We start from the raw sequence: 21,326 nt of genomic DNA, 5'->3' as shown, positions 1-21,326 counted from the left end.
AATTGGGTTTGTTGACACCCACCAACACCGCGGGCCGCATCCGGCTCACCGGATGCGCCCCTCGTCCTGGGCTCGTTCGCCCGCGCGCGTACGTCGCTCAGCCGGCCAGGCAGGACGGTCCGAGCAGCACCTTCAGGTCGCCGAAGAGCGCAGGATCGGGCTTCACGCGATGCCGGTCCAGACGCAGGACCGTCGTCTTGGTCGGGCCCTGGAGCTTGATGCGGACCTCGCTGTCGCCCTTGTGGTGGCTGAGGATCTCGCCGAGGCGGCTGACCATCGGCGGGGTGACCCTCGTCGCCGGGATGGTGAGGATCACGGGCGCGTTGGTGCCCGCGTTGGACAGGTCCGGGACCTGGAGTTCCATCGCCACCAGCCGCGGCACGTCCTCGCGCTTGTCGAGGCGGCCCTTGACGAACACGACGGCGTCCTCGACGAGTTGGGTCGACACCAGCTGGTAGGTCGCCGGGAAGAACATGCACTCGATGGAGCCCGCGAGGTCCTCGACGGTGGCGATCGCCCAGGCGTTGCCCTGCTTGGTCATCTTGCGCTGCAGGCCCGAGATGATGCCGCCGATGGTGACGACCGCGCCGTCCGCGTGCTCACCGCCGGTCAGCTGGGAGATACCCGCGTCGGCCTTGTCGGACAGCACGTGCTCCAGACCGAAGAGCGGGTGGTCGGAGACGTACAGACCGAGCATCTCCCGCTCCTGGGCGAGCAGATAGGTCTTGTCCCACTCCTCGGTGGTGAACTCCACGTCGAGTCCGAAGCCGGGCTCGTTGCTCTCCTCCTCGCCCATGCCGCCGAAGAGGTCGAACTGGCCCTCGGCCTCCTTGCGCTTGACCGCGACCACGTTGTCGATCATCGGCTCGAAGTGCGCGGTGAGGCCCTTGCGGGTGTGCCCCAGGGTGTCGAACGCGCCCGCCTTGATCAGCGACTCCGTGGTGCGCTTGTTGCACGCGACCGCCTCGACCTTGTCGAGGTAGTCGGGGAAGGAGGCGTACTTGCCCTTGGCATTGCGGCTCTTGATGATCGACTCGACCACGTTGGTGCCGACGTTGCGGACGGCCTCGAGGCCGAAGAGGATCACGTCGTCGCCCTGGGCGGCGAAGTTGTGCACCGACTCGTTGACGTTCGGCGGGAGCACCTTGATGCCCATGCGGCGGCACTCGTTGAGGTAGACCGCCGATTTGTCCTTGTCGTCCTTGACGGAGGTCAGCAGCGCGGCCATGTACTCGGCCGGGTAGTTCGCCTTGAGGTAGGCCGTCCAGTAGGAGACCAGTCCGTACGCGGCCGAGTGCGCCTTGTTGAAGGCATAGCCGGCGAAGGGGACCAGCACGTCCCACAGGGCCTGGATGGCCTCGTCGCTGTAGCCGTTCTTCTGGGCGCCGGCCTGGAAGATGGTGAAGTTCTTCGCCAGTTCGTCGGGCTTCTTCTTGCCCATCACTCGGCGCAGGATGTCGGCCTCGCCGAGCGAGTAGCCGGCGATGATCTGGGCGGCCTTCTGCACCTGCTCCTGGTAGACGATCAGGCCGTAGGTGACGTCCAGGACCTCCCTGAGGGGCTCCTCCAGCTCCGGGTGGATCGGGGTGATCTCCTGGAGCTTGTTCTTGCGCAGGGCGTAGTTGGTGTGCGAGTCCATGCCCATCGGGCCGGGACGGTAGAGCGCGGAGACGGCGGAGATGTCTTCGAAGTTGTCGGGCTTCATCAGACGCAGCAGCGAACGCATGGGGCCGCCGTCGAACTGGAAGACGCCGAGCGTCTCGCCGCGCTGGAGCAGTTCGAAGGTCTTGGGGTCGTCCAGCGGGAGGCTCAGCAGCTCCAGGTCGACGCCCTTGTTGGACTTCACCATCTTGACGGCGTCGTCCATGATCGTCAGGTTGCGCAGGCCGAGGAAGTCCATCTTCAGCAGGCCGAGCGACTCGCAGCTCGGGTAGTCCCACTGCGTGATGGTCACGCCGTCGGTGTGGCGCACCCACACAGGCACGTGCTCGGTGATGGTCTCGCTGGACATGATCACGCCGGCGGCATGCACACCCATCTGCCGGACCAGGCCCTCGACGCCCTTGGCCGTGTCGATGACCTTCTTCACGTCCGGCTCGTTCTCGTACATCCCGCGGACCTCGCCCGCCTCCGAGTAGCGGGGGTGCGAGGGATCGGTGATGCCGTTGAGGTCGATGCCCTTGCCGAGGACGTCGGCGGGCATCGCCTTGGTGATGCGGTCGCCCATGGCGTACGGGTAGCCCAGCACGCGCGCGGAGTCCTTGATCGCGTTCTTGGCCTTGATCTTGCCGTACGTGCCGATCATGGCGACCTTGTCGGCGCCGTACTTCTCGGTCACGTACCTGATCACCTCGACGCGCCGACGCTCGTCGAAGTCGATGTCGACGTCGGGCATGGAGACGCGCTCGGGGTTGAGGAACCGCTCGAAGATCAGACCGTGCGGGATCGGGTCGAGGTCGGTGATGCCCATGGCGTACGCGACGATCGAGCCGGCCGCGGAGCCTCGGCCGGGGCCGACCGCGATGCCGTTGTTCTTGGCCCACATGATGAAGTCGGCGACGACGAGGAAGTAGCCCGGGAACCCCATCTGGATGATGACGTCCATCTCGTACTCGACCTGCTTCTGGCGGTCCTCGGGGATGCCGTCGGGGAAGCGGCGCTCCATGCCGCGGCGGACCTCCTCCTTGAACCAGGTGACCTCGGTGTAGCCCTCGGGGATGTCGAACTTCGGCATGAGGTTCTTCGCCTCGAACATGCCGTTGGTGTCGACCTGTTCGGCCACCAGGAGGGTGTTGCGGCAGCCCTCCTGCCAGGCGTCCGAGGAGTCGATGGCGTACATCTCGTCCGTGGACTTCAGGTAGTAGCCGGTGCCGTCGAACTTGAAGCGGTCCGGGTCGGAGAGGTTCTTGCCGGTCTGGATGCACAGCAGGGCGTCGTGGGCGGTCGCCTCGTGCGCGTACGTGTAGTGCGAGTCGTTGGTGACCAGCGGCGGGATGCCGAGCTTCTTGCCGATGTCGAGGAGGCCGTCACGGACCCGGCGCTCGATCTCGATGCCGTGGTCCATCAGCTCCAGGAAGTAGCGGTCCTTGCCGAAGATGTCCTGGTACTCGGCGGCCGACTTCAGCGCCTCGTCGTACTGGCCGAGCCGCAGGCGGGTCTGGAGCTCGCCGGAGGGGCAGCCGGTGGAGGCGATCAGGCCCTCGGACCACTGGGAGATGGTCTCCTTGTCCATACGGGGCCACTTCTGCAGCCAGCCCTCGGCGTACGCGTCCGAGGAGAGGCGGAAGAGGTTGTGCAGACCCGTCTCGTTCGCCGCCCAGATCGTCTTGTGGGTGTAGCCACCGGAACCGGAGACGTCGTCGCGCTTCTGGTGCGGCTGGCCCCACTGGATCTTGCGCTTGTTGCGCCGTGACTCGGGAGCGACATATGCCTCGATGCCGATGATCGGGGTGACCCCGGCCTTCTTCGCGGAATGGAAGAAGTCGTACGCCCCGTGCAGGTTGCCGTGGTCGGACATGGCGATGTGGGTCATGCCCATCTCGTTGCACGCGTTGAACATGTCCTTGAGCCGCGCGGCACCGTCCAGCAGCGAGTACTGGGTGTGGACGTGCAGGTGCGTGAACGGCGGCTTTGACACGGTTCGGCCTCCAAAGGAAACGCGCGGCGACGGGCTGGCGGACAGTCCTGGGGTCAGCGTCGAAGTCTATGCCTCGGGACTGACAATCCGAGGGCTGCCCCGCGTACCTTCACTGCGAGGATCGCGGGCACTTCCGCGCACCCTCGACCGTTGGCCAAACAGAAACGCAGTCGTACACATCCAGGCACCAGGAGGCACCCCGCGATGTCGGTTCCCCAGCTCAACGACGAGCAGCGCGGCGAGGAGATCCTCGCCGTCTTCGACACCGCCTTCGGCCGGCTCCTGGCCGCCGACCCGGCCGCGTTCCGCGTGAAGTTCCGCAAGATGGCCGCCTCGGCCTTCGCGTTCTACCGGGGCACGGCGTGCCTCTTCTACCACGACCTGGACACAGAGAAGAGGGGCGGCCCGTACCTGGACGAGCGCACCTCGCGCGTGTGGATCCACGGCGACCTGCACGCGGAGAACTTCGGCACGTACATGGACGCGAACGGCCGCCTGATCTTCAACGTCAACGACTTCGACGAGGCCTACGTCGGCCCCTTCACCTGGGACCTGAAGCGGTTCTCCGCCTCCATCGCCCTGATCGGCTACGCGAAGGCGCTCGCCGACGACCAGATCACCGAGCTGGTCGAGGTGTACGCGGGCGCGTACCGCGAGCGCATCCACGCCCTGGCGACCGGCGCGAAGAGCGACGAGGTGCCTCCCTTCACGCTCGACACCGCGCAGGGGCCGCTCCTGGACGCCCTGCGTGACGCGCGCTCCCTGACCCGCTTCGGGCTGCTGGACTCGATGACGGAGATCCGCGACTTCGAGCGCCGCTTCGCGCCCGGCGGCGGCTCCATCGAGCTGGACGCTGCCACCCGCTACAAGGTCCTCGCCGCCTTCGACGGCTATCTGGAGACGCTGCCGGACGCCTCCCTGGCCCGCCCGGACTCGTACCGGGTGAAGGACGTGGTCGGACGCCGCGGCATCGGCATCGGATCGGCCGGTCTGCCGTCGTACAACATCCTTCTGGAGGGCCACAGCGACGCCCTGGAGAACGATGTGGTGATCTACATCAAGCAGGCCCAGACCCCGGCCGTCTCCCGGCACATCACCGACCCGGCGATCCGCGACTACTTCCAGCACGAGGGCCACCGCACGGTGATCTCCCAGCGCGCCCTGCAGGCGCACGCGGACCCGTGGCTGGGCTGGACCGAGCTCGACGGTGCGGGCCAGCTGGTCGCCGAGGTGTCGCCGTACGCCGTCGACCTGGACTGGGGCGACATCGACGACCCGGAGGAGATCGCGGCAGTCGTCGCCGACCTCGGCCGGGCCACGGCCACCATGCACGCGGCGGCGGACGACCAGTCCGGTGAATCCCTGGTGCCGTTCTCCACCGAGCGCGCCATCGACGCGGCGATCGCCGCCGACGAGGACGGTTTCGCGGGCGTCCTGACCGACTTCGCGCACGGGTACGGCGCACGCGCGCGTGCCGACCACCAGATCTTCGTGGACCTGTTCCGCAACGGCCGGATCCCGGGTCTCTGACGGTCTGCTGTCGGTCCGCCGTCTCACAGGGCACTTTTAGGGGTCCCTTACAGGACCACGTGACAGACTCTCCACGCTATGGACATATCCGGGACCCGCATCAGAGCGCTTCGCGCGGCGCTGTTCACGGCACTCGTCGTGACGCTCAGCACCGCGTCGCACGTGCTGCTGTCGCGGGTCCCGCTGCCGCTCAACACGGTGGCCGCCGTCGCCGCCGCCGTGTTCACGGTCGCCTACGCCCTGGCCGGCCGCGAGCGCGGTTTCGGTCGGATCGCCGCCCTGCTGATCCCGCTGGAGCTGGCTGCCGACACGGTCTTCACCACCGGCCAGCACGTCTGCTACGGCCGCGCCGGAGGCCCCGTCGCGGGCCCCCTGCGCTCGGTCGGCTTCGACGTGCTGTGCGGCAACGGCACCGGCATCGGCTCCGGGGCGACCGCCCCGCTGGCCCGCGTGACCGGCACCGGCACCGACCGGCTCGCCGCCCTGCTCGCCCACGCCGACCCGGCCACCGCCTGGCTGCTGCTGGCCGCTCATGTCGGCGTCGGCCTGCTGGCCGCCGCCTGGCTGCGCCGCGGCGAGCGGGCGCTGGCCCAGCTGGTCCGCGCCGTGACCGCGACCACCTTCCGTCCGCTGCTGCTGGCGGTCGCCGCGGTGACGGTCCGGCCGGCCGCGCCGGCGCCCCGCGTCCAGCACACCGGTCGCCCCGCGGCCGTCGCCCGCGAGCGGATCCTCGTGCACTCCCTGGGACGGCGTGGCCCGCCCTGCCCGGTCGTCTTCGCCTGAGCGACACCCGGTGCGCTGCCCTGCACGCACCGTCATTGCGCACAGCACCTGAGCACGACCAGTCCCCCACACGTATCCCGCGTACGACGTATGCGGGTCCCACATGGAGAACACCGACATGAGCAAGCGGAACAACCAGGCCTCGAAGACGGCGGCCCGAGAGCGGCTGCGGCAGGAGCGCGAGCGCCAGGCCAAGAGGGCCAAGGCCAAGCGGCAGGTCATCGTGGCCGGCTCGATCGTGGCCGTACTGGCGGCGGCGGGCGGCATAGGTTACGCCGTCGTCCAGGCCAACAAGCCCAGCGGCTGGGATGCGGTGAAAAAGGAGAGCCTGGTCAAGCCGGCCAACAGCACGGGGACGGACGGTACGACCGTCGTCATCGGAAAGAGCACCGCCAAGAAGACCCTCGTGATGTACGAGGACCCGCGCTGCCCGGTCTGCGCCCAGTTCGAGCAGACGGTCGGCTCGACGGTCAAGCAGGATCTCGATGCCGGCAAGTTCAAAATTCAGTACGTCGGCGCGACGTTCATCGACAACAACATCCCGGGCGAAGGCTCAAAGAACGCGCTGAGTGCACTGGGCGCGGCCCTGAACGTCAGCCCCGAGGCCTTCCTCGAGTACAAGACCGCTCTCTACTCGACGAAATACCACCCGGACGAGCAGGACGACAAGTTCAAGAGCGACGACTACCTGATCAAGGTGGCGAACACGGTGGGCGCCCTCAAGAACAACACGGCGTTCCAGAATGCCGTGAAGAAGGGGACCTACGACAAGTGGGCCCTCGTGATGGGCAGCAAGTTCGACACGGATGGAAAGAAGTACGGCTTCCAGGGGACCCCGACGCTGCTCATGGACGGCAAGATCGTCACCGGCAGCGACGGCAAGAACGCCCCCATGTCGGTCGCCGACTTCAATACCGCAATACAGAAGGCTCTCAACTCCTAGTTCTGCAGCCCACGGAAATGGGAAGTGTCCCGGGCCGGCTTCAGGCCCGGGACGCTTCCCATTCGATTTACGACTCAAAGTTCAGACGATTACGCCTCGACCCGGGTGTGGTTGCAGAACTCATGAGGGCCGCAGTCCTTGACGAAACACACGAGGACGGCTTCGCCCCGGGACGATGAAGTCGCTTTCCGACGGGAATCGCGGCGCGGAAAAAGCGCTCCCACCGGGGAACATTTCGGCCAGATGCTTTCCGGAAACCCTGTGGTGGGCTCCATCGGCAGCCGGTTGAACCAAGGTTCGCAAGATGACCTTGGTAGGAATGCGAGGATGCACATGGGATTCCGCGCTGATCATGAGCGGCATTGCGATGAACGTGGCGACCGCGGGCACAGCGGCTGCCGCAGCCCTGCGATCACGTGTCGGCGAGCAACATATCCAACGGGGTTGTCGTGGTCGTGGGCGGCGCGACGGCGTACCAGGAGCCCGCGTCGGAGTGCACGGCGCTGAGGAGCATGGCGCCGGGCCAATGGGCCCGAGGGGGCGTTTTGGCGTGATGGAGGCGGCACCGGACGGCGAATGCGAACCGTGACGCACCTGACGTTCCGCTTCAAAGGGAGGACCGGCGGCGGGGCGGGGCTCGGACCTGTCGCCTCACCCCCCCGACCGCCTGGCTGCAGGCCGCCGAGACCACCGGTGGCATCCCCACAGCCCGCGCAGGCGGACGGGACCTGCCGGCATGGTCCTGGATCTCGACGCCACTTGGTCACCTGCCACTACGAGCGGGGAGCGGCCCTCCAGGGCTGACGCCGCAAGGGCCGGCGCCGAGGGGAAGTCCGGCCTCCGCATGAAGAGCGAGCGAACATTCCGGGTTCGCCCGCTCTCACGCATACTGATCAGTAACCTGTTCGGTCGTGACCAGTCGATACAGATCATCCGAGGCGTCCCAGGCCCTCGACTCGCTCTCCCCGCGCCGCCGTACGGTCGTCAAGGCCGCGGCGGCGAGCGCTGTCCTGGCCGGACCGCTCGCCGCCGCGCTCCCGGCCCGCGCGGCCGCGGACGCCCCCGCCTTCCTGCACGGTGTCGCCTCCGGCGACCCGCTGCCCGACGGCATCCTGCTGTGGACCCGGGTGACGCCCACCGCCGAGGCCATACCCGGCTCGGGGCTCGGCCCGGACACCGAGGTCAGCTGGGTCGTCGCCAAGGACAAGGCGCTGACGAACATCGTCGCCAAGGGCTCGACCACGGCCAGTGCCACCTCCGACCACACCGTCAAGGCGGACGTCCGGGGCCTGGAGCCGGCCACCGACTACTGGTTCCGGTTCTCCGCCGGCCCGACCGACTCCCCTCTCGCCCGCACCCGCACGGCGCCCGCCGCGGACGCCGCCGTGCCGGGCCTGCGCTTCGGCGTGGTCACCTGCGCCAACTGGGAGGGCGGCTACTTCGCCGCGTACCGCCATCTCGCGGCCCGCAACGACCTGGACGCCTGGCTGCACCTCGGCGACTACATCTACGAGTACAAGTCCGGCGAGTACGCGGCCCGCGGCACGGTCGTCCGCCCGCACGCACCGGCGAACGAGATCATCACCCTCGCCGACTACCGCACCCGGCACGGCAAGTACAAGACCGACCCGGATCTGCAGGCCCTGCACCACAAGGCGCCGGTCGTCGCGATCTGGGACGACCACGAGTTCGCCGACAACGCGTGGTCCGGCGGTGCGGTCAACCACACCGAGGGCGCCGAGGGCACCTGGACCGACCGCAAGGCGGCCGCCAAACAGGCCTACTTCGAGTGGATGCCGGTCCGCCCTGCGATCGCGGGCACCACCTACCGCCGGCTGCGCTTCGGCAAGCTCGCCGACCTCTCCCTCCTGGACCTGCGCTCCTTCCGCTCCCAGCAGGCGTCCACCGGTTCCGGCTCGGTCGACGACCCGGACCGCACGATCACCGGGCGGGCCCAACTCGACTGGCTGAAGGCCGGATTGAAGGCCTCCGACACCACCTGGCGACTGGTCGGCAACTCGGTGATGATCGCGCCGTTCATCATCGGCTCGCTCACCGCCGACCTGCTCAAGCCGCTGGCCAAGCTGCTGAGCCTGCCGCAGGACGGCCTCGCCGTGAACACCGACCAGTGGGACGGCTACACCGACGACCGCCGCGAGCTGCTGGCCCATCTCACCTCGAACGGGATCGGCAACACCGTCTTCCTGACCGGCGACATCCATATGGCGTGGGCCAACGACGTACCGGTGGACGCCGGGACGTATCCGCTGTCGGCTTCGGCCGCCACGGAGTTCGTCGTCACCTCGGTGACCTCCGACAACCTCGACGACATCGTCAAGGTCCCCGAGGGCACGGTCTCCGCGATCGCCTCGCCGATCATCAAGGCGGCCAACCGGCACGTCCACTGGGTCGACACCGACCGCCACGGCTACGGCGTCCTGGACATCACCGCCGAGCGCGCGCAGATGGACTACTACGTCCTGTCCGACCGCACGAAGGCCGACGCGACCTCGGCCTGGGTGCGTTCGTACCGCACGCGCACCGGTACCCAGAAGGTCGAGCGGACGTACGACCCCGTATAGAGGGCCAGAGGGCCAGAGGGCTTCTAGAGAGTCTCGAGGAAGCCGAGCGCCACCCGCCAGGTGGCCTCGGCGGCCTCCTCGTCGTAGTCCGGCAGCCCGGGGTCGGTGTAGAGGTGGCCCGCCCCCGCGTATCGGTAGACCTCGACGTCCGCGCCCGCCCTGCCCATCTGCAGATACCAGGCGCTCAGCCAGTCGTCCGTCTCGAACGGGTCCGGCTCGGCGACATGCAGCTGGACCGGCAGCTCGTCCACGGACGCGTTGGGCGCGATGTCCGACGTGCCGTGCAGAAGCAGCAGGCCGTGCGCCTTCTCGTCGCCGAGCGCGAGAGTCTGGGCGATGGAGGCGCCGAGCGAGAAGCCGGCGTACACAAGACCCCGCTCGGAGTAGGGCGCGGCGGCCAGGACGGCTCTCTTGAGCAGCTCGTCCTTGCCGATCTCGTCGTTGAAGGCCATGCCCTCCTCGACCGTCTCGAACGTACGCCCATCGAAGAGGTCCGGGGTCCACACCTCGTGCCCGGCGCCGCGCAGCCGGTCCGCGGACTCGCGCACCGCGGGCCGCAGACCGTAGGTCGAGTGAAAGAGCATGATGTTCATGAGGCCATCGTGCCAGCCGGGACTGACACCGCGGCCTCGCGGGCATACCCCCTACGAGCCCGAACTCACATGTTCATGACCCCCCGGAGCCGGTTAGGTTCGCAGGCATGGAGAACGTACTCCGCCCGCTGATCGTGATCGGCGGCTCGGTCGTGCTCACGCTGCTCATCGGCTGGGCCACCGATCTGCTGCTGCGCAAAGCCGACGAACGGCACGGCGAGACCCCGCTGTGGGGGTTGCTGCGCCGCGGCCGTATCCCCTACCAGCTGGTGCTGTGCTCGGCCATGCTCAGAGGCTCCTACGACCAGGCGCAGCTGCTGCAGGAGCACGAGGTCGGCATCGGCCGGACGCTGACCCTGGTGCTGATCGGGTCGACGGCCTGGGTGGTGATCCGTATCGCGGCGGCCGTCGTGGAGACGTCCTACTCCCGTTACGCCCGCCTCCACCACGACCCCGCCCGGGTGCGGCGCGTACGCACCCAGGTGTCGCTGATCATGAGGGTGGTCGCGGCGATCGTCGGCGTGGTGGCCGCGGCCGCGATGCTGCTGACGTTCCCGGCGATGCGCGCCGCGGGTGCCTCGCTGCTGGCCTCGGCCGGCGTCCTCGGCATCGTCGCCGGTGTCGCCGCCCAGTCGACGCTCAGCAACCTGTTCGCGGGCCTGCAGATCGCCTTCGGCGACATGGTGCGGCTCGGCGACACGGTCGTGGTGGACGGCGAGTGGGGCACGGTCGAGGAGATCACGCTGACCTTCCTGACCGTACGGACCTGGGACGAGCGCCGGATCACCATGCCGGTCTCGTACTTCACCTCGAAACCCTTCGAGAACTGGTCCCGCGGCAGCAGCCAGATGACGGGCATCGTCTACTGGCACCTCGACCACTCGGCGCCGGTGGAGCTGATGCGCGACAAGCTCCGCGACATCCTGCGCGGGTGCTCGGCCTGGGACGGCCGCAGCTACGGGCTGGCCGTCACGGACACCACCCCGAACACCATGCAGGTGCGGGCCCTGGTGACGGCCAAGGACGCGGACGACATATGGACGGTTCGGGTCACCGTCCGCGAGCAGATGGTCCGCTGGCTGTGCGAGCAGCACCCGTACGCCCTGCCCCGCGTCAACACCACGGACGCGGCGCTGCCGTCGAGCCGACGCTCCTTCGACGGCTTCTCGGACGGCGCCGCCCACCGCACACCCGCGCCGAGGACCGGCCGCGGCTAGGCCTCAGTGGCCGCGCTCCGCACCCCCGTTGACCTGGATGACCTGCGAGGTGACGTGCCCGGCGCCCGGTGAGGCGAGCCAGTGCAGGGTCGCGGCCACGTCGCCGGGGGTGCCGGCGCGCTTGTCCAGGGTGTCGTCGACGAGCCGTGCGCGCCGCGCGGGGTCGATCTGCGGGCCGAAGAACTCGGTGTCCTCGATGTACCCGGGCGCGACCACGTTGGCGGTGATCCCGCGCGGCCCCAGCTCCCGGGCGAGGTCGTGGGCGTACGGGTGCAACGCGGCCTTGGCGCCGCCGTACGCCCCGCTGCCGGACCCCCGGTAGGCGGCGATGGAGCTGACGAACAGCACCCGCCCGCCCGGCGTGGCCAGCCGGTCCTTCAGGGCCTCCGTGAGCAGCGCGGCGGTGAGGGTGTTGATCCGGAAGTTGACGGTCCAGTTGTGTGCGACACGGTCGAGCGGGTCCTCGCTCTCGGCGGCGGGCTCCAGCTGCCCGGTGCCCCCGGCACCGTGGATCAGTACGTCCACGGTCCCGAACTCCCGCTCCACGAAGTCGGCGACCCCGCGCACGGCAGCCGGATCGCTCAGATCCGCCGCGTAGGCCGAAGCGCCCGGCACCGCGGCCTTCTCCAGCACCTCCGCCCGCCGCCCGAGCAGCAGGACCCGGTCCCCGTCCGCCGCGAAGACCTGCGCCGCGGCAAGTCCAATCCCCGTACCGCCACCGCTGATTACGACATTACGAGCCATGATCCGACCCTACGCACCGCAAGCCGCCGACGTCGAACGACCCGTGGGGGTCACCGCAGACTCCGTACGTCGAGATGGCGCAGCACCCGGTCCACGACCTCCGGATCCGCCCCTGGCTCGCTGCGCGCGGCCAGCACCTCGTGCCGTGCCGCGCTGAGCAGCTCGCCCTGGATCCGCCGCACCCGCTTCAGCCGGCGCACGCGGTGTTCATGCGCCTCCCGCCGCTCCTCGTCCCCCATCTCGGGGCTGATCCGCACCCCGATCTCGAAGGCCCGCCGCAGCATCTGCTCGGACAGCTCCTCCGGCAGCTCCTCGACCTGCTCGATCTCCTTCAGCCGCCGCTTGGCCGCCTTGGCCGCCCGGACGGCGAGGGACTTCTCGAACTCCTTCTCCCGCTCCGTGTCGGCCTGCACCCCCAGCCGCTTCACCAGCCACGGCAGGGTCAGCCCCTGCAGCACCAGCGTCCCCATGATCACCCCGAAGGCGATGAACACGATCTCGTCCCGGTCGGGAAAGGCCGAACCGTCGTCGGTCTTCAGCGGAATCGCCAGCGCCAACGCGACCGAGGCCACTCCCCGCATCCCCGACCACCACATGACGACGGTCTCCCGCACACTCATCGGGATGTCCTCGTCGTAGTCCCGTTTGGCGTGCAGCCGCTTGGTGAGCCAGGTCGCCGGCAGCAGGTACACCAGTCGTACGACGACCACGACGGCCACGATCACGCCCGCCCAGCCGAGCATCTCGCCCCACCGCCCGGACGCCGTCCGGATCGCGTTGTGCAGTTCGAGGCCGATCAGCCCGAAGGCGACGCCCGTGACGAGCGTGTCGACGATGTCCCAGAACGCATGCCCGGTCAGCCGGGTCAGCACGTCGTCGGCGTCGGTGGCGTACTCGGCGAGGAACAGGGCGGTCGTGAGCACGGCGAGCACACCGGAGCCGTGCAGCTCCTCCGCGAGGACGTACGAGGCGTACGGCACGAGCAGCGTCATCCCGATCTGCAGGGTCGCGTCGCCCAGCAGATCCATGAGCCGGTTGGCGCCCCAACCGAGCGCGAGCCCGACCGCCACGGCCACCACGGCGGAGAGCACCAGATCGAGCGCGGCCCGTGCCGGTGTGAAGCTGCCGCTGACGGCGGCGGCGATCGCCACGTGGTACAGCACGATCGCCGTGACGTCGTTGAACAGGCCCTCGCCCTCCAGGATGGACACGAGCCGGCGCGGCAGCCCGAGCTGTCCGGCGACCGCGGTCGCGGCGACCGGGTCGGGCGGTGCGACGAGCGCGCCGAGTGCCACGGCGGCGGCGACGGGCAGCCCCGGCACGATCGTGTGCGCTACGACGGCCACGCACACGGTGGTGACGAAGACCAGCGCCACCGCCAGCAGGAAGATCGGCCGCCGGTTCGCCGCGAACTGCCGCCAGGACGTGCGCCGCGCCGCCGCGTACAGCAGCGGCGGGAGCAGCAGGGGCAGGATCAGATCCGGCGGGACGTCGACGTTCGGCACGAAGTCGGCCACGGCGAGCACGATCCCGAAGAGGGTCATCAGCACCGGCGCCGGCAGTCCGAACCGGTCCCCGACCGGGACGCTCACCAGGGCCCCGAGCAACAGCACGAACAGCAGGGCCAACTGATCCACGGTCAGCACTCCGGGAAGGTCGACATACGGGCAGCGGCTTTCAAGCCTGCCATGTCGCCGTCCCCGCGGGCGTTTTCGGGCTCTGCTACAGAGCGCGCCGCATCGCCCGGTGCGGGATGCCCGCCTCCGGGTACTCCGGCCCGTACGCCTCGTATCCGAGCCGCTCGTAGAACCCGAGCGCATGCGTCTGCGCGTGCAGATCCACTGCCGCGAGCCCACGCGCGCGAGCCGCGTCCTCGATGGCCCGCACAAGGGCGATGCCGACGCCGAGCCCGCGGGCCTCCTTGGCGACGGCGAGCCGCCCGAGGGACCCCACCGTCAGGTCGCCGCCGACCTTGGCCGCGGCCGCCTCCCCGTGCAGCAGCCGCCCGGTGCCGAGCGGCACCCCGTCCTCCCGCACGGCCAGCACATGCACGGCCACGGCGTCGTACGCGTCGTACTCGATGTCCTCCGGGACACCCTGCTCGCCGACGAAGACCTCCTTGCGCACCGCGAAGCACGCCTCCCGGTCGGCGGGGTCCTCGGCGACACGCACCACATACGCGCGCGTGCTCATCCGTATGTCTCCTCGCGGACCTGGTCGAGGGCCTCCTGCAGGTCGGCCGGGTAGTCGCTGGCGAACTCCACCCACTGGCCGTCCCCGGGGTGCTCGAAGCCGAGCCGGACGGCGTGCAGCCACTGGCGGGTCAGGTGCAGCCGCTTGGCGAGCGTCGGGTCGGCGCCGTACGTCAGGTCGCCGACGCAGGGGTGCCGGTGGGCGGCCATGTGGACGCGGATCTGGTGGGTGCGCCCGGTCTCCAGCTTGACGTCGAGCAGCGAGGCCGCGCGGAAGGCCTCGATGAGGTCGTAGTGCGTGACCGAGGGCTTTCCGTCGGCCGTGACCGCCCACTTGTAGTCGTGGTTGGGGTGGCGGCCGATGGGTGCGTCGATGGTGCCGCTGGTCGGGTCGGGGTGGCCCTGGACGAGCGTGTGGTAACGCTTGTCGACCGTGCGCTCCTTGAACTGGCGCTTGAGCGAGGTGTACGCGCGCTCCGACTTGGCGACCACCATCAGGCCCGAGGTGCCGACGTCGAGACGGTGCACGATGCCCTGGCGCTCGGCGGCGCCGGAGGTGGAGATGCGGTAGCCGGCCGCGGCGAGGCCGCCGATGACGGTCGGCCCGCTCCAGCCGGGGCTCGGATGGGCGGCGACACCGACCGGCTTGACGATCACGACCACGTCATCGTCGTCGTGGACGATCTCCATGCCCTCGACCGGCTCCGCGACGATCTGCACCGGCGCGGGCGCCTGCGGCATCTCGACCTCGAGCCAGGCTCCCCCGCTCACCCGCTCGGACTTGCCGACCACCGACCCGTCGACCGTGACCTTCCCCGCGGCGGCGAGCTCCGCCGCCTTGGTCCGGGAGAAGCCGAACATCCGGGAGATGGCGGCGTCGACGCGCTCGCCCTCCAGGCCGTCCGGCACGGGCAGGGTACGGATCTCGGGAATCGTGCTCACCCGACGAGTATGCCGGACACCACCGACAGCTCCCCAAACAAGCCCCTCGGCCCCTGTGCATCAGTCCTTGTGGACGGTCCCGTCCGGGTCGAGCCCCTTGAACGACAGCAGCACGATCAGGATGCCGCCGCACACGATCGCCGAGTCCGCCAGATTGAAGACGGCGAAGTCCTTGGGCGAGATGAAGTCGACGACGGCGCCCTCGAAGACTCCGGGCGAGCGGAAGATCCGGTCGGTGAGGTTGCCGAGCGCACCGCCGAGCAGCAGGCCGAGCGCGACCGCCCAGGGCAGGCTGTAGAGCTTGCGGGCGAGCCGGGCGATCACCACGATCACGGCCGCCGCGATCACCGTGAAGATCACGGTGAAGGCCGCGCCGAAGCCGAAGGCCGCGCCCGCGTTGCGGATCGCCTCGAACTGCAGCCAGTCCCCGATGATCCGGATCGGTGCGTGGTGCTCCAGCTTGGCGACCACGATCATCTTGCTGATCAGGTCGAGGGCGTACGCGAACGTGGCGACCGCGAACAGCACGGCGATACGGCGCTTGCCCCTGGGGCGTGCGGTCTCGCCCTGCTCCGGCTCGGTCCCCGCCGCCTCTGGGGTGTCCGGCGTACCGATGATGCGCTCCGCCTCTGCCACGTGAGTCCTTCAACCTAGGTGCCTGACTGAGGACGAGGGTACGACACGCGCGCGTACCGCCTCAGTACCGGCGTTCCTGCTTCTGCTTGCACTCCACGCACAGGGTGGCCCGCGGGAACGCCTGCATCCGGGCCTTGCCGATGGGGTTGCCGCAGTTCTCGCACAGGCCGTAGGTGCCGGCGTCCAGCCGCACCAGGGCGCGCTCGGTCTGCGTGAGCATCTCGCGTGCGTTGGCCGCGAGAGCCAGCTCGTGCTCGCGCGTGATGTTCTTGGTGCCGGTGTCCGCCTGGTCGTCGCCCGCGCCGTCCCCCGAGTCCCGCATCAGACCGGCGACGGCGCTCTCGGACGAGCTGATCTCGTCCCGCAGCCGCTCCATCTCGGACAGCAGCTCGGCGCGCGCCTCCTCGGCCTCCTCCGGGGTCCAGGGGTCCTCACCGGGGCGCACCGCAAGCTCGCCCGGCTCCGCCGCGGCGACCCGTGCCTTGGGTACGGCGGTCTTGGCCGCCGCGGCCGTGCCAGGAGTCTTCTTCGCAACCACCGTCGTGGCTCCCGTCTGCTCCGCGGCCTTGGCCGCGCCCGCCTTCTTGGCCGTGCTCTTCCTGCCGTCACGCTTCGCGACAGCGGTCTCCCTACCCGCCCGCCGGGCGCCGGCACCCTCGACCGCGCCCTCAGGTTTCGTGGCCGTGCTCTTCGCCGCCCCGGCCTTCCTGCGCGCGCTCTTCTTGCCGCCGCTTTCCTGCCCGTCCGTGCCGGGTTCGGCGGTCGCATCCGGGCCGACGGCTCTCCCGGCAGCCTCTCTCTTGCCTGCCGCTCTCTTCACAGCCGACTCCTTCGCCGCCGCCCCCGCCTTCTTCGCTGCCGACTGCCCAGTACCCCGTTCAGCACCTTCCCGAGCACTTCCCTCGCCTACGGCCCTGCCCCCGCCCACCTTCTCCGACAAGCCCTCCTCGGGACCGCTCTCCTCGGCAGCGCCCTCAGGAACACCGGCCTTCGGGACCGCCGCCCGACCACCACCGCCCTTCGAGGACGCTGCCTCACCACCACCGGCCTTCCTCGCAACCTCCTCACCGGCCCCCGCCCCCTCACGACGGCCCTCCTCGACCGCACCCTTCGAACCGGCAGCCTTCTTGACCGCCGCCCTTCCGCGCACGGCCTTCCTCGTAGCCACCTCACCGGCCCCGGCCCCCTCAGGACCGCCCTCCTCGGCAGCGCCCTCAGGAACGCCGGCCTTCTCGGCCGCCGCTTTCGTAGCTGCGGCCCTTTTCCCGGCAGGCCTCTTCGCCGCGGGCTTCTCTGTCCCCGCCTTCTCCGCCGACGCCTTCTCCGCCGCGCGCCTCTCGGCAGCACCCTTTCCGGCCGCCGCCCCCTTGCCGCCCGCGGTCTTCTTTACGGTGGCCGACCTCGCGGTGTCCGCAGGTCTCTCGGGTGCTTCCTCCTCGGCCGGCTTCTTCGAACGAGACGTTCCGGAGGCGGTCGCCGCCTTGGCGGACTTCTTCCCAGGGGGCGGCTTGGCCGCAACCCCCCGCACCGTCTTCACCGGCTTCGCAGCCTTCTCCGCCGCGGCGGCCGAGCTCCCCGTAGCCGCCCTGGCCGTCTTGCCCGTACGCGCCGTGGACCCTCCCCGCGCGCTCTTCCTGCCGGTCACATCCTTGGCCGCACCGCCGGAGGCCTGGGGGGACCCGTCGGACGCCGACTGCTGTACGGCGGTCTTCTTCGCCACCATGGCCGCGGCCCCTTCACATATTGTGATCTTGCACGCGAATCGTGCTGGGACGATAAATCGACTTCAGTCCCGCGGCAACGGGGCACACCGCCCGATTCGCCCGGCTCACGCACGCCGCTCCGCAAGCCTGCATGCGTTGTGCCCAGCTCCCCACGGGGTAATCCGCCGGACCGCCCGTCCCAGATTCCGAACACCCGTACCGCCCCATTCGGGTCATCTCCGCACGTACGCCACCCCCCGCCCACCAGGGCGCGAAAACCGGTCGGCCGCTGTCCGCGCGGCGCCGTACACTGGGCGGAGCGAAAAAGCGTGGATGGGGACGAGTAGCGGCGTACGCAGCCCAGAGCGACCCGGGGACGGTGGAAGCCCGGGGGCGAGCGCGACGTGAAGATCACCCCGGAGCCGCCGGAAGAAAGCCGTAGCCGAAGGGCTGTGGCCGGTAGAACCGGCATCGCGACCCCAATGAGGGGGCTCATCGGCGCACACCAGGCGTCGGCGGGCCAAGGAGGGTGGTACCGCGGGAGCGCGCCGAAACCGGCGTAGGAAAAGACACAGCTCTCGTCCCTCCGGACGGAAGGCAGCAAGTCCGCCGGAGGAAGCTCGCTGATGACATCGCCGACGTACCGACAGGTGCCCGCCCAGGTCGACCTGCCCGCGCTCGAGCACGCCGTGCTCGACTTCTGGCGCGAGCAGAAGATCTTCGCCAAGACCCTGGAGCAGTCCGAGGGCCGCCCCGAGTGGGTCTTCTACGAGGGCCCGCCCACCGCCAACGGCATGCCGGGCGCCCACCACATCGAGGCGCGCGTCTTCAAGGACGTCTTCCCCCGCTTCCGCACCATGCGCGGCTACCACGTGGCCCGCAAGGCCGGCTGGGACTGCCACGGCCTCCCGGTGGAGCTGGCGGTCGAGAAGGAACTCGGCTTCTCCGGCAAGAAGGACATCGAGGCGTACGGCATCGCCGAGTTCAACGCCAAGTGCCGCGAGTCCGTGACCCGCCACACCGACGCCTTCGAGGCCCTCACGACCCGCATGGGTTACTGGACCGACCTCAACGACCCCTACCGCACGATGGACCCGGAGTACATCGAGTCGGTCTGGTGGTCGCTGAAGGAGATCTTCAACAAGGGCCTGCTGGTCCAGGACCACCGCGTCGCCCCCTGGTGCCCCCGCTGCGGCACCGGCCTGTCGGACCACGAGCTGGCGCAGGGCTACGAGACGGTCGTCGACCCGTCCGTGTACGTCCGTTTCCCCCTCACCTCCGGTCCGCTCGCCGGCGAAGCCGCGCTCCTGGTGTGGACGACGACTCCCTGGACGCTGGTCTCCAACACGGCCGTCGCCGCCCACCCCGAGGTCACCTACGTCGTCGCGACCGACGGCGAGGAGCAGCTCGTCGTCGCCGAACCACTCGTCGGCAAGGCGCTCGGCGAGGGCTGGGAGACCACGGGCCAGACCTTCACCGGCGCCGAGATGGAGCGCTGGACCTATCAACGGCCGTTCGAGCTCGTGGAGTTCCCCGCCGAGGCGCATTTCGTCGTCAACGCCGAGTACGTCACGACGGAGGACGGTACGGGCCTGGTCCACCAGTCCCCCGCCTTCGGCGAGGACGACCTCAAGGTCTGCCGCGCCTACGACCTGCCCGTGGTGAACCCCGTCCGCCCCGACGGCACCTTCGAGGAGGACGTCCCCCTGGTCGGCGGCGTCTTCTTCAAGAAGGCGGATGAGAAGCTCACCGAGGACCTCCAGCAGCGCGGCCTCCTCTTCAAGCACATCCCGTACGAGCACAGCTACCCGCACTGCTGGCGCTGCCACACCGCGCTCCTCTACTACGCGCAGCCGTCCTGGTACATCCGCACCACGGCCGTCAAGGACCGCCTGCTGCAGGAGAACGAGAACACCAACTGGTTCCCCGACACGGTCAAGCACGGCCGGTACGGCGACTGGCTGAACAACAACATCGACTGGGCGCTGTCCCGCAACCGCTACTGGGGCACCCCGCTGCCGATCTGGCGCTGCGAGGACGACCACCTCACCGTGGTCGGCTCCCGCGCGGAGCTCACCGAGCTGACCGGCTCCGACCAGTCCGAACTGGACCCGCACCGCCCGTTCATCGACGACGTCACCTTCGCCTGCCCCAAGTGCCAGAAGACGGCCACGCGCGTGCCGGAGGTCATCGACGCCTGGTACGACTCGGGTTCGATGCCGTTCGCGCAGTGGGGATACCCGTACAAGAACAAGGAGTTGTTCGAGAGCCGCTACCCGGCGCAGTTCATCTCCGAGGCCATCGACCAGACCCGCGGCTGGTTCTACACGCTGATGGCCGTCGGCACCCTGGTCTTCGACAAGTCCAGTTACGAGAACGTCGTCTGCCTCGGCCACATCCTCGCCGAGGACGGCCGCAAGATGTCCAAGCACCTCGGCAACATCCTGCAGCCGATCCCGCTGATGGACCAGCACGGCGCCGACGCGGTGCGCTGGTTCATGGCTGCCGGCGGCTCCCCGTGGGCGGCACGCCGCGTGGGCCACGGCACCATCCAGGAGGTCGTCCGCAAGACGCTCCTCACGTACTGGAACACGGTCGCCTTCCAGGCCCTGTACGCCCGCACCTCCAACTGGGCGCCCAGCGAGGCCGATCCGGCTCCGGCGGACCGCCCGGTCCTGGACCGCTGGCTGCTGTCCGAACTCCACGCGCTGACCGACCAGGTGACCCAGTCCCTGGAGGCGTACGACACCCAGCGCGCCGGCAAGCTCCTGTCGGCGTTCGTCGACGACCTCTCCAACTGGTACGTCCGCCGGTCGCGCCGCCGCTTCTGGCAGGGCGACAAGGCGGCGCTGCGTACCCTGCACGAGGTCGTCGAGACGGTCACCAAGTTGATGGCCCCGCTGACGCCGTTCATCACCGAGCGGGTCTGGCAGGACCTGATCGCGCCGGTCACCCCGGGCGCCCCGGAGTCGGTGCACCTGGCGTCCTGGCCGGAGGCGGACCTCTCCGCCATCGACCCGGAGCTGTCGAAGCAGATGGTGCTGGTGCGCCGGCTCGTCGAGCTGGGCCGGGCCACGCGCGCGGAGTCGGGCGTCAAGACGCGCCAGCCGCTGTCCCGTGCGCTCATCGCCGCGACCGGCTTCGACGCCCTCGACCGGGAGCTGCACACGCAGATCACGGAGGAGCTGAACGTCACATCCCTGGCGTCGCTCAGCGAGGTCGGCGGCAGCCTGGTCGACACGACCGCGAAGGCCAATTTCCGCGCCCTGGGCAAGCGCTTCGGCAAGCGCGTCCAGGAGGTGGCCAAGGCGGTCGCGAACGCGGACGCCGCCGCGCTGTCCCTGGCCCTGCGCGAGGGCACGGCCTCGGTCCAGGTCGACGGTGAGACGATCACCCTCGCCCCGGACGAGGTGATCATCACGGAGACCCCGCGCGAGGGCTGGTCGGTGGCCTCGGACTCGGGTGCGACGGTCGCTCTCGACCTGGAGATCACCGAGGAGCTGCGTCAGGCGGGCCTGGCCCGTGACGCGATCCGCCTGATCCAGGAGGCCCGCAAGAACAGCGGCCTCGACGTGGCCGACCGTATCGCCCTGCGCTGGACGTCCACCGACCCGGCGGTCGTCGCGGCCCTCACCGAGCACGCGGCCCTGATCGCCGACGAGGTCCTGGCCACCGCCTTCTTGAATGAGCACAGCGCCCTGGGCGAGGCGGACGACGCCTACGGCGAGCCGTTCACCGACGAGGGCCTGTCGCTGGCTTTCCGTCTGCGCAAGGCGTAACGCGACCTCCGAAGGCCCGGGTCCGCCAAAGATCTTGGCGGACCC

General features: G+C 69.5%; 14 protein-coding genes. 6 read left to right on the top strand and 8 right to left on the bottom strand.

Going from position 1 to position 21,326, the window contains the following annotated elements:
- Window positions 1-97 precede the first annotated feature (97 nt).
- Window positions 98-3,637, bottom strand: coding sequence for a DNA polymerase III subunit alpha (dnaE, locus tag AB0N07_RS16970; protein WP_365835617.1), 3,540 nt, complete (start codon window positions 3,635-3,637; stop codon window positions 98-100).
- 204 nt (window positions 3,638-3,841) lie between these two features.
- Between dnaE and AB0N07_RS16965 the strand changes: the two genes are divergently transcribed.
- The 4 genes from AB0N07_RS16965 to AB0N07_RS16950 all read left to right on the top strand — a co-directional run bounded on the left by AB0N07_RS16965 (window position 3,842) and on the right by AB0N07_RS16950 (window position 9,475).
- On the top strand, window positions 3,842-5,167 hold the full coding sequence (locus AB0N07_RS16965) for a DUF2252 domain-containing protein (protein WP_365835615.1): 1,326 nt from the start codon (window positions 3,842-3,844) through the stop codon (window positions 5,165-5,167).
- A 78-nt stretch (window positions 5,168-5,245) separates the two neighbouring features.
- Complete coding sequence (locus tag AB0N07_RS16960; RefSeq protein WP_365835613.1) at window positions 5,246-5,950, top strand: hypothetical protein; 705 nt, start codon at window positions 5,246-5,248, stop codon at window positions 5,948-5,950.
- A 118-nt stretch (window positions 5,951-6,068) separates the two neighbouring features.
- Window positions 6,069-6,893, top strand: coding sequence for a DsbA family protein (locus AB0N07_RS16955; RefSeq protein ID WP_365835611.1), 825 nt, complete (start codon window positions 6,069-6,071; stop codon window positions 6,891-6,893).
- Window positions 6,894-7,804: 911 nt separating this feature from the next.
- Window positions 7,805-9,475: an alkaline phosphatase D family protein gene (locus AB0N07_RS16950; RefSeq protein ID WP_365835609.1), complete on the top strand. Its 1,671-nt coding sequence runs from the start codon at window positions 7,805-7,807 to the stop codon at window positions 9,473-9,475.
- 23 nt (window positions 9,476-9,498) lie between these two features.
- Here AB0N07_RS16950 and AB0N07_RS16945 read toward each other — a convergent pair whose 3' ends face one another.
- The gene (locus tag AB0N07_RS16945; RefSeq protein WP_365835608.1) at window positions 9,499-10,068 is read right to left on the bottom strand and encodes a dienelactone hydrolase family protein; all 570 of its coding nucleotides are present in this window, start codon (window positions 10,066-10,068) and stop codon (window positions 9,499-9,501) included.
- Window positions 10,069-10,175: 107 nt separating this feature from the next.
- Here AB0N07_RS16945 and AB0N07_RS16940 point away from each other — a divergent pair, with 107 nt between their 5' ends.
- Window positions 10,176-11,285 (top strand): mechanosensitive ion channel domain-containing protein, encoded by a 1,110-nt coding sequence (locus AB0N07_RS16940; protein WP_365835606.1) that lies wholly within the window; start codon window positions 10,176-10,178, stop codon window positions 11,283-11,285.
- A gap of 3 nt (window positions 11,286-11,288) precedes the next feature.
- Here AB0N07_RS16940 and AB0N07_RS16935 read toward each other — a convergent pair whose 3' ends face one another.
- From AB0N07_RS16935 to AB0N07_RS16910, 6 genes are all read right to left on the bottom strand, one after another.
- Window positions 11,289-12,029, bottom strand: a complete 741-nt coding sequence (locus AB0N07_RS16935) for an SDR family oxidoreductase (protein WP_365835604.1) — start codon at window positions 12,027-12,029, stop codon at window positions 11,289-11,291.
- A gap of 50 nt (window positions 12,030-12,079) precedes the next feature.
- Entirely contained in the window at window positions 12,080-13,666 is a 1,587-nt protein-coding gene (locus AB0N07_RS16930) for a Na+/H+ antiporter (protein WP_365835779.1), read from the bottom strand.
- An 85-nt stretch (window positions 13,667-13,751) separates the two neighbouring features.
- Window positions 13,752-14,222 (bottom strand): GNAT family N-acetyltransferase, encoded by a 471-nt coding sequence (locus tag AB0N07_RS16925; RefSeq protein ID WP_365835601.1) that lies wholly within the window; start codon window positions 14,220-14,222, stop codon window positions 13,752-13,754.
- Window positions 14,219-15,163, bottom strand: coding sequence for an RluA family pseudouridine synthase (locus AB0N07_RS16920; protein ID WP_365835599.1), 945 nt, complete (start codon window positions 15,161-15,163; stop codon window positions 14,219-14,221). Before AB0N07_RS16920 ends, AB0N07_RS16925 begins: the two co-directional genes overlap by 4 nt.
- 60 nt (window positions 15,164-15,223) lie before the next feature.
- On the bottom strand, window positions 15,224-15,799 hold the full coding sequence (gene lspA, locus AB0N07_RS16915; RefSeq protein ID WP_365835597.1) for a signal peptidase II: 576 nt from the start codon (window positions 15,797-15,799) through the stop codon (window positions 15,224-15,226).
- A gap of 61 nt (window positions 15,800-15,860) precedes the next feature.
- Window positions 15,861-17,522: a TraR/DksA family transcriptional regulator gene (locus AB0N07_RS16910; protein ID WP_365835595.1), complete on the bottom strand. Its 1,662-nt coding sequence runs from the start codon at window positions 17,520-17,522 to the stop codon at window positions 15,861-15,863.
- A gap of 606 nt (window positions 17,523-18,128) precedes the next feature.
- On the opposite strand from AB0N07_RS16910, the gene ileS reads away from it, so the two are divergent.
- Window positions 18,129-21,281 (top strand): isoleucine--tRNA ligase, encoded by a 3,153-nt coding sequence (gene ileS / locus AB0N07_RS16905; RefSeq protein WP_365835593.1) that lies wholly within the window; start codon window positions 18,129-18,131, stop codon window positions 21,279-21,281.
- The last annotated feature ends 45 nt before the right edge of the window (window positions 21,282-21,326 follow it).

This window comes from Streptomyces sp. NPDC051172, assembly GCF_040682555.1.
GTDB lineage: Bacteria > Actinomycetota > Actinomycetes > Streptomycetales > Streptomycetaceae > Streptomyces.
The sequence above is the reverse complement of the archived record's forward strand: the minus strand, read 5'-3'. Positions and strand labels throughout refer to the sequence as shown.

What these genes read in the sequence shown, in the direction of transcription:
- AB0N07_RS16960 (WP_365835613.1), top strand. Translation starts at nt 5,246, where the DNA reads ATGGACATATCCGGGACCCGCATCAGAGCGCTTCGCGCGGCGCTGTTC.
- AB0N07_RS16945 (WP_365835608.1), bottom strand. Translation starts at nt 10,068, where the DNA reads ATGAACATCATGCTCTTTCACTCGACCTACGGTCTGCGGCCCGCGGTG.
- ileS (WP_365835593.1), top strand. Translation starts at nt 18,129, where the DNA reads ATGACATCGCCGACGTACCGACAGGTGCCCGCCCAGGTCGACCTGCCC.
- AB0N07_RS16955 (WP_365835611.1), top strand. Translation starts at nt 6,069, where the DNA reads ATGAGCAAGCGGAACAACCAGGCCTCGAAGACGGCGGCCCGAGAGCGG.
- AB0N07_RS16965 (WP_365835615.1), top strand. Translation starts at nt 3,842, where the DNA reads ATGTCGGTTCCCCAGCTCAACGACGAGCAGCGCGGCGAGGAGATCCTC.
- AB0N07_RS16935 (WP_365835604.1), bottom strand. Translation starts at nt 12,029, where the DNA reads ATGGCTCGTAATGTCGTAATCAGCGGTGGCGGTACGGGGATTGGACTT.
- AB0N07_RS16940 (WP_365835606.1), top strand. Translation starts at nt 10,176, where the DNA reads ATGGAGAACGTACTCCGCCCGCTGATCGTGATCGGCGGCTCGGTCGTG.
- AB0N07_RS16925 (WP_365835601.1), bottom strand. Translation starts at nt 14,222, where the DNA reads ATGAGCACGCGCGCGTATGTGGTGCGTGTCGCCGAGGACCCCGCCGAC.
- AB0N07_RS16910 (WP_365835595.1), bottom strand. Translation starts at nt 17,522, where the DNA reads ATGGTGGCGAAGAAGACCGCCGTACAGCAGTCGGCGTCCGACGGGTCC.